The following is a 6077-nucleotide window of genomic DNA, read 5'->3' as shown; positions in this document are numbered from 1 at the left end:
AACAGCAGGGCGGGCCTCAGACCCTTACCCGAGGTTTCGATGTAGTCGCGCATCGGACCGTACAGATAGGCCTGAGGCTCACCCGTCGGCAACAGGCCCAAAAGCGTTTCGCGCGCCTGATCCCCGTAGAAGGTCAGGGTTTTCAGAAAATCCTGTTTCGCAGCAGGATCCAAATGCGCGGTTCCGGATTTCACAGGCTCAGCCCTTCTGGGTGATGATCACGCGACTTTTGTTTTCCCGCGCGGCGGATCGTTCCGGACCGCCGTCAAACGCGGAAAGCGGTGCATCCGAAATTGGCAACGCCCTGGACAGGACGCCGGATTGACCGCTGTCCCGACCCAGATCATACGCGACATCTTCCGCCAGCTCATCCCCAGGGATCGGCAGATCCGCGGTGGGCTCGTAATTTGCGATGAGGTCGAACAGCTCTTTCGGCGGGCAGATCATTCTAAGCGCTTCGGCAATGGCCGGGTCCTCGGTGACGCCGCCGGGTTTTGAATATTCCGCCGCCGGTTCCCCTATGACGGCGAGAGGGCCATCACCGCCACATTCAACTCCTGTTGTGTCCTGACCCATTTTCAGCGCGGCTTCGACCGCGACCGCGAACCGGTTGTCCCACGGAAGGCCAGCCTGATAGCGGGCGTAATCATAGGCACGCAGCGGTTTCAGGATATCGGGCTCGTGCAGATCCCAGATCTGGCAGGGCTCCGCATCCGATCCACTGCGTTGAAGAATGGCGTTGACGGCCCGACGCGCGGCCTCGTTCGCCCCTTCCATCGTGGCAAGGTCGGTGAAAGTGCGGACGTAATCCGATGCCAGGAAGAAATTCGGGATGAGCGTGGCCGCATCCGGGCGCAAGCGCCAGCTGTTGATACGGTTGACCAGCAAGGGTTCGACATTGCTTTGACGCTTGGGGTCGTTCGGGTCTTGAACGATATCAGGATCGAGGAACCAGTAATGCATATCCTCGTCCCGCAGAACGGTTTGGCCATCCACGTTGATGCTGCGCTTGAGCTGTTCCCAAACCTCCTGTGCGATCTCTTCCCGGCTGCAATCGCGCGCGGTTTTTCCGTTCAACCCCGGCTTGTCCCATTCGGAGATATCGATTGACAGCAGGCCCTTGGTCTTTCCTTCGGCCCAGTTTTCGAAATTGATCCCCGGCCAGAACTGTTTTTGCGACACAGCCGTCAAAGCCCATGGGCTGTCGATGAAAATGACGTGGCCATGGGTCAGCTCGACATCCTTGGTCAGATAGAACTGAATGCCGTTCATCCATTGCACGTCGTCGGCCAGCAAAGGCAATTTGGCAAGTGCGGGGTCAACCGCCATCATGTCCGGGGTCACAAGCGGTGCCATGCGTTCAATCGGCATGGCGCTGATGAACCAATCCCCTGTGACCTGCTTTTCTTCGCCATCCTGTTCGACCGTTGCGCCAACGATCTTGCCGTTCCGGCACTCGATTCCGGTGACTTTGGAGTCAAAATTGTAAACGACTCCCTTGCTTGTCAGATAATCCAGCCACGGTTGAATCCAGACAAGATTGGTGGGCCCGTTCAACAACCTGTTGCAGTGGGGTTCGGGCGTGGCAATACCCAGCTGAAGCTGAACCGCAATGTCCCCCACTGTCTTCGTGCTTGCCGTCGTGGCCTTGGCGGCCACCAACGAACGGGTCAGGCCGATGGCAAGGAACTTCTGATAGGCTTCCGAACGGTCCTGCGCGCCGATGAAATCCCACCAACCGATCCGTTCATATTCGTCGAACCGGCGTTCCTTGCAAGAGCTCGCGATCCGCCACATGCAGGCGACAAAATGTTCGACATCCTCATACGCAATCTGGTCCCTCGGCGAAAGCGCGAAGGCAATGGTCTTGAAGGCATCCGCGACATCCTTGAGCGTGCGGGGGAACCGTTCCGGGACAATGATGCCGGGCTTGTCGAACTGGCTGACCAGAACTTGCGTGGTCGGGACCAGATTGTCAAAGCATGTGCCCTTGTCGTAATACGGCGTGCGGGCCATCGTGTCGGTGATATGCCGATAAAAGTTTGGAAAGAACCTGAACCCATGTTCACCGGGCAGCCAGGGCCGTTTCACGCCGGGCGGATAATTGGCTCCATCCATCTCGGCCCATTTTTCCAGTGCCTTGATGTGTTTCGCTTTCGAGCCATGATCCCCTTCACCCTTCATCACGGGGATGCTGCGGGCCTTGCCGCCGGGGATCAGCTGGCGTTCGTGGATTTCTACCTCGAACCCGCGTTCAATCAGTTCATGCGCGGCGCTCATGCCAGCCACGCCTCCTCCAAGAATGACAACCTTGTCAGGCATCGGAAATTCCTTTCGCGGAATAGACGTCAAAGCGCAGGGTGATGTCTGACAGGCTGGCTTCGCCAATGCCAAAACCCTGCACCCGGTTCATCCAGCTGTAATGCGGATTCGAGGTCAGGTAACGCGGCGCAAGCCTTACCGGAGCCGAAGCGGGCAGGTTGCCCTTGGACAATGCCGCGTATCCGTCCGGGCCGAAGTCACACACACCCGTATCTTCGAACAGGATCGGGGCGTGTCCGATGGACGGTCTGATAAGCGCCTTTGCATGAAGCAGCCCCACACCATCGGGCCGCACGCGCATCCAGTCTCCGCCGATCGGTTCGATCACCCCTTTCAGATGCGGGCCTTCAACGGTGCCACCTTCTTTGATGGCGAAATGCAGCCAAATCCCATCCGGCGTCTCGCCCGAGGGGTGAAAGCTGTTATCGAACGGCAACACAAATTTGGCAACATGTTCCAGTACGGGCGACGTCACTGCGGTTTTTGTCGGTTCCGGTGCAGCAGGTTCAACTGCTTTTTCCGGCCCGGGGTCATATTCGCGCCCTCCCGACGTCAGCACCGGACGCCAGGACAGGGTTTTTTCCTGTGTCACTGACGGCAAAATGGCTGTGAATTGTTGAAACCCGGTTTGCGGGTCTCGCAACAAGGGCCAGCCGCGAATGGCACGCTCGGGGCCGCCATCTTCCGAACAGATCAGACGTAGCGTGTCATGCGACGACACTGATGGACCTGCTTCCACCAGTACCCGACTGAGACCGTCTGCGTTGATCGCTTCGGACCAACGCAGCGTTACGCCCCGATCTGAAAACTCGCGCACGACCCGATCTCCGGTCAACAGGTGATGGTGCGGACGGCCTCAGCTTCTTTGATCCTGAGATGGAACTTCTGCTGCACGCGGAAGACGTGCTCGCCCTCGGCAGAGGTTTGCAGATACTTCACGGCGATATCCGAGGGCACGACGATTTCAACCGGTGCACCCAGCAGGGACACAAGCACAGCCTTGTCCGGGGGCAGGGTGCTGGAACGCAGCAACGGCCCGTCCAGGAACGGGAGAATGCTGTCACGTGGCAGCACCATCGAATTCGGCAGCGGGGTCGTGACCGCACGGAACAGGCCATTGCCCATCACACAGGCATAGGGGCCCAGATAGCCATGCGTTTCCAGCGCGCTGATGCCCTCGACGACGGCTTCGAAAACATCGGTTCCGCTATAGTTCTTTTTGGCCGTGGTATTGGTTTTGCCTTCGCCCGCTTCAAGCAATCCCGGATATTTGCCACCGCCGCTGATCGTATAGATCTGCGGCAATGAGGCGTGCGCGCCGCCAGCGTGTTTGGGGGCCTGTCCGGTGCCGGGTTGACCGTTGAAAATGATGTCGTCCTCGACCCGTGCCACAACCGCGGCCGCTCGGCGGAACATGATCTGAGCCGCCGTCAGTTCCGGATCAGCCACCTGTGCGCCTTTCAGGTACACGTTCACCGATACGGTGGCAAGGCGCAGCGTGTCATAATCGTTCACGTCAAGACGTTCTTTGGATGCACCAGATGAGTTGTCGACCAGACTGAGCTTGTTCAGCGGAACGGATTGCGTGTCAGCGGGCAGCGGCCCGTAAAGGGGCAGGAAACTGGCGGCCACCCGGGCGCGAAGCGCCTCATCATGGACGGCCTTTTTCACGGCGCTCCACTGATCTTCATTCCAATCCAATGCATCGGTCATTGCAAATCCCTCTCGGTGCTGCTGCCCAGTTCGGCGGGGCAGTCAATCTTGTTCATTTTTCTTCTTTCAATCTGTCCAGCAGATCGCGGGCCCGCTGCTCCTGAACAACTCCACGGCAATCCCGGGCAAGCGAAAGCGCTTGTTCCGCCTCGCTGATTGCGGCGTCCATATCCCCCTTTGCGGCAAAAGCCTTTGCCCGCACACGGTGATATTCAGGTTTGTTCAACGTCTCGCCGCGTTCCCAGCCGGGAATGCAGACGGTTTCCAGCCGGTTCAAAGCCTGATCAACATCTCCGTGATGAATCATCAACTCAGACAGAACAATCTGATTCTGAGGAAAAGTAAAGTTTCCACCAGATTTGGAAATCAGGTTCATGCATGTCTCGATGCGTTCCGGAACACCTGCGATGTCGCCCTTTCCGGCCTGCGCGAGGCCCATATAGATGTCCTGCATCGCGTGAAGGTAAAGAAACCCTTCCTCATCCGCGACTTTTCTGGCTTCTTTCATCGTCACATCAAGCCGGTCCCATTCCCCCGCATAGGGCAGGAACATGCTGCAAGCGCCCATCACGTAGACAAGGTTGGGAGCGTGGTTCAGCGCCCTGCTGACCTCGATGGATTCCAGACGCGCGGCCTCGGCTTTTTCGAACTTTCCTTGCTGCCACAGCAGGCATCCCTGAATGGCCAGCAATGACGCGGCCGTGGAAGACTGGGTCATGGGCATCATGGCCATATCCAGCTCGGGTGTGATCAGGGCGAATGCGCGCTCCAGCTGTTGTTCGCATTCCGCAAATTCCCCGCGGAAGTAACGAGTAAAGCTCAACGCCCGTGCCGCAAGCACATTGGCGACGGGGTCTTCGGACATGCCGGCCATCATGTCCAGCGCCTGTCCCATTTCCATCGCTCGGTTCATCTGACCGGCAACAAAGAAATGGGTCCAACGGCAGAAGGTTGCTGCGAAAAGCGTCTCGCCGTCGCCCAAAGACTGGGCCAGTTCCATCGCCCGGGCGGCAGTCTCGCCGACCTGATCGGACGACCATCCGTAGATCGCCATATAGGCGGGCAGAATGTTCATCTGAACCCGAAGCTCGAAGCCATCGCGATCCGCGTTGACCTTCATAGTTCCGATGTTGCGCAGGGCGGCCCGGAAAGCGGAAATCGCGGGCAGGTTTGCCAGCCGGGACAACGCCAGTTCACCTGCCGTGACCCAATTCGTGACAGCCTCATCCTTCAATCCGCCAAGATCGCAGTGATGCGCGACGGTATCGGGGGCCGGGCTGCCGAATGCTTTGTGACCGTCCAGCAATGCTTGGGCGATTTTCAGATGCACCTTCTGCCGGTCTTCCCGCAGCAACGAATTATAGGCCGTATCCTGAACCAGCGCGTGGTTAAACGTGTATGTGGCCGACCCTGAATCGCTGGTAATCAGCACGACGCCAGCCGCCATAAGCTGCATGAGGGCGCTTTCCACATCCATATCTTCACGCGCCACCGCGTGGATCATCTGAGCGGTGAAACTGCGCCCGATAACCGATCCGAGCTGAGCGACTGGTTTGGCATGTTCCATTCGGTCAAGACGCGACATCAGCGAGTCCTGAAGGGTGGCCGGGACGCTCAGCGCATCCAGAACCTCGGCGTTGATCGGGGCATCCTGGGGCAACTGGTCAAGGACGGCCTTTGACATTTCCTCGATATACAGCGGCACGCCATCCGCCTTCTCGATGATCTGCCTGATCAGGATGACAGGCAAGCTGTACGGCTCGGCCACGCGCCGGACCAGTTCGGATGCCTCGGTATTACCAAGCGGAGACAGATCAATGCGCGCGGCTCGGCTTTCGAAATGTTCCGGAGGTTCGTATTCAGGTCGGTGCGACAGAACCACCAGTACCGGAAAGTTGCTCAAAGCGGATGCAAGCGCATCCAGTACATCCAACGTGGTTGCATCGGCCCAATGAACGTCTTCGACCACCAGCAACAACGTGCCGCGCCTGTCGCACAGGCTGCCCAGACTGCGCAGCATCACGTCAAGGGATTTGCGCGCC

Annotated in this window: 4 protein-coding genes and 1 pseudogene; all 5 read right to left on the bottom strand. The window is 58.5% G+C overall.

The features are described from left to right. Nucleotides 1–194 (bottom strand): annotated as a pseudogene (locus tag AC2FNN_RS20900) (hypothetical protein); the annotation flags it as partial. A gap of 4 nt (nucleotides 195–198) precedes the next feature. Continuing rightward, nucleotides 199–2322 carry a hydroxysqualene dehydroxylase gene (locus tag AC2FNN_RS20895; protein WP_496760365.1) on the bottom strand — a complete coding sequence of 708 codons (2124 nt, stop codon included), beginning with the start codon at nucleotides 2320–2322 and terminating at the stop codon, nucleotides 199–201. Further along, the gene (locus AC2FNN_RS20890; RefSeq protein WP_496760363.1) at nucleotides 2315–3139 is read right to left on the bottom strand and encodes a DUF3237 domain-containing protein; all 825 of its coding nucleotides are present in this window, start codon (nucleotides 3137–3139) and stop codon (nucleotides 2315–2317) included. Before AC2FNN_RS20890 ends, AC2FNN_RS20895 begins: the two co-directional genes overlap by 8 nt. A gap of 14 nt (nucleotides 3140–3153) precedes the next feature. After that, nucleotides 3154–4035 (bottom strand): encapsulin, encoded by an 882-nt coding sequence (locus AC2FNN_RS20885; protein ID WP_496760361.1) that lies wholly within the window; start codon nucleotides 4033–4035, stop codon nucleotides 3154–3156. A 52-nt stretch (nucleotides 4036–4087) separates the two neighbouring features. Next, nucleotides 4088–6077, bottom strand: a 1990-nt coding sequence (locus AC2FNN_RS20880; protein WP_496760359.1) for a hypothetical protein, incomplete at its 5' end; no start/stop codon positions are given.

It is taken from the genome of Ruegeria sp. BHSA118 (assembly GCF_059613405.1).
This window is presented reverse-complemented; position numbering and strand designations above follow the sequence as displayed.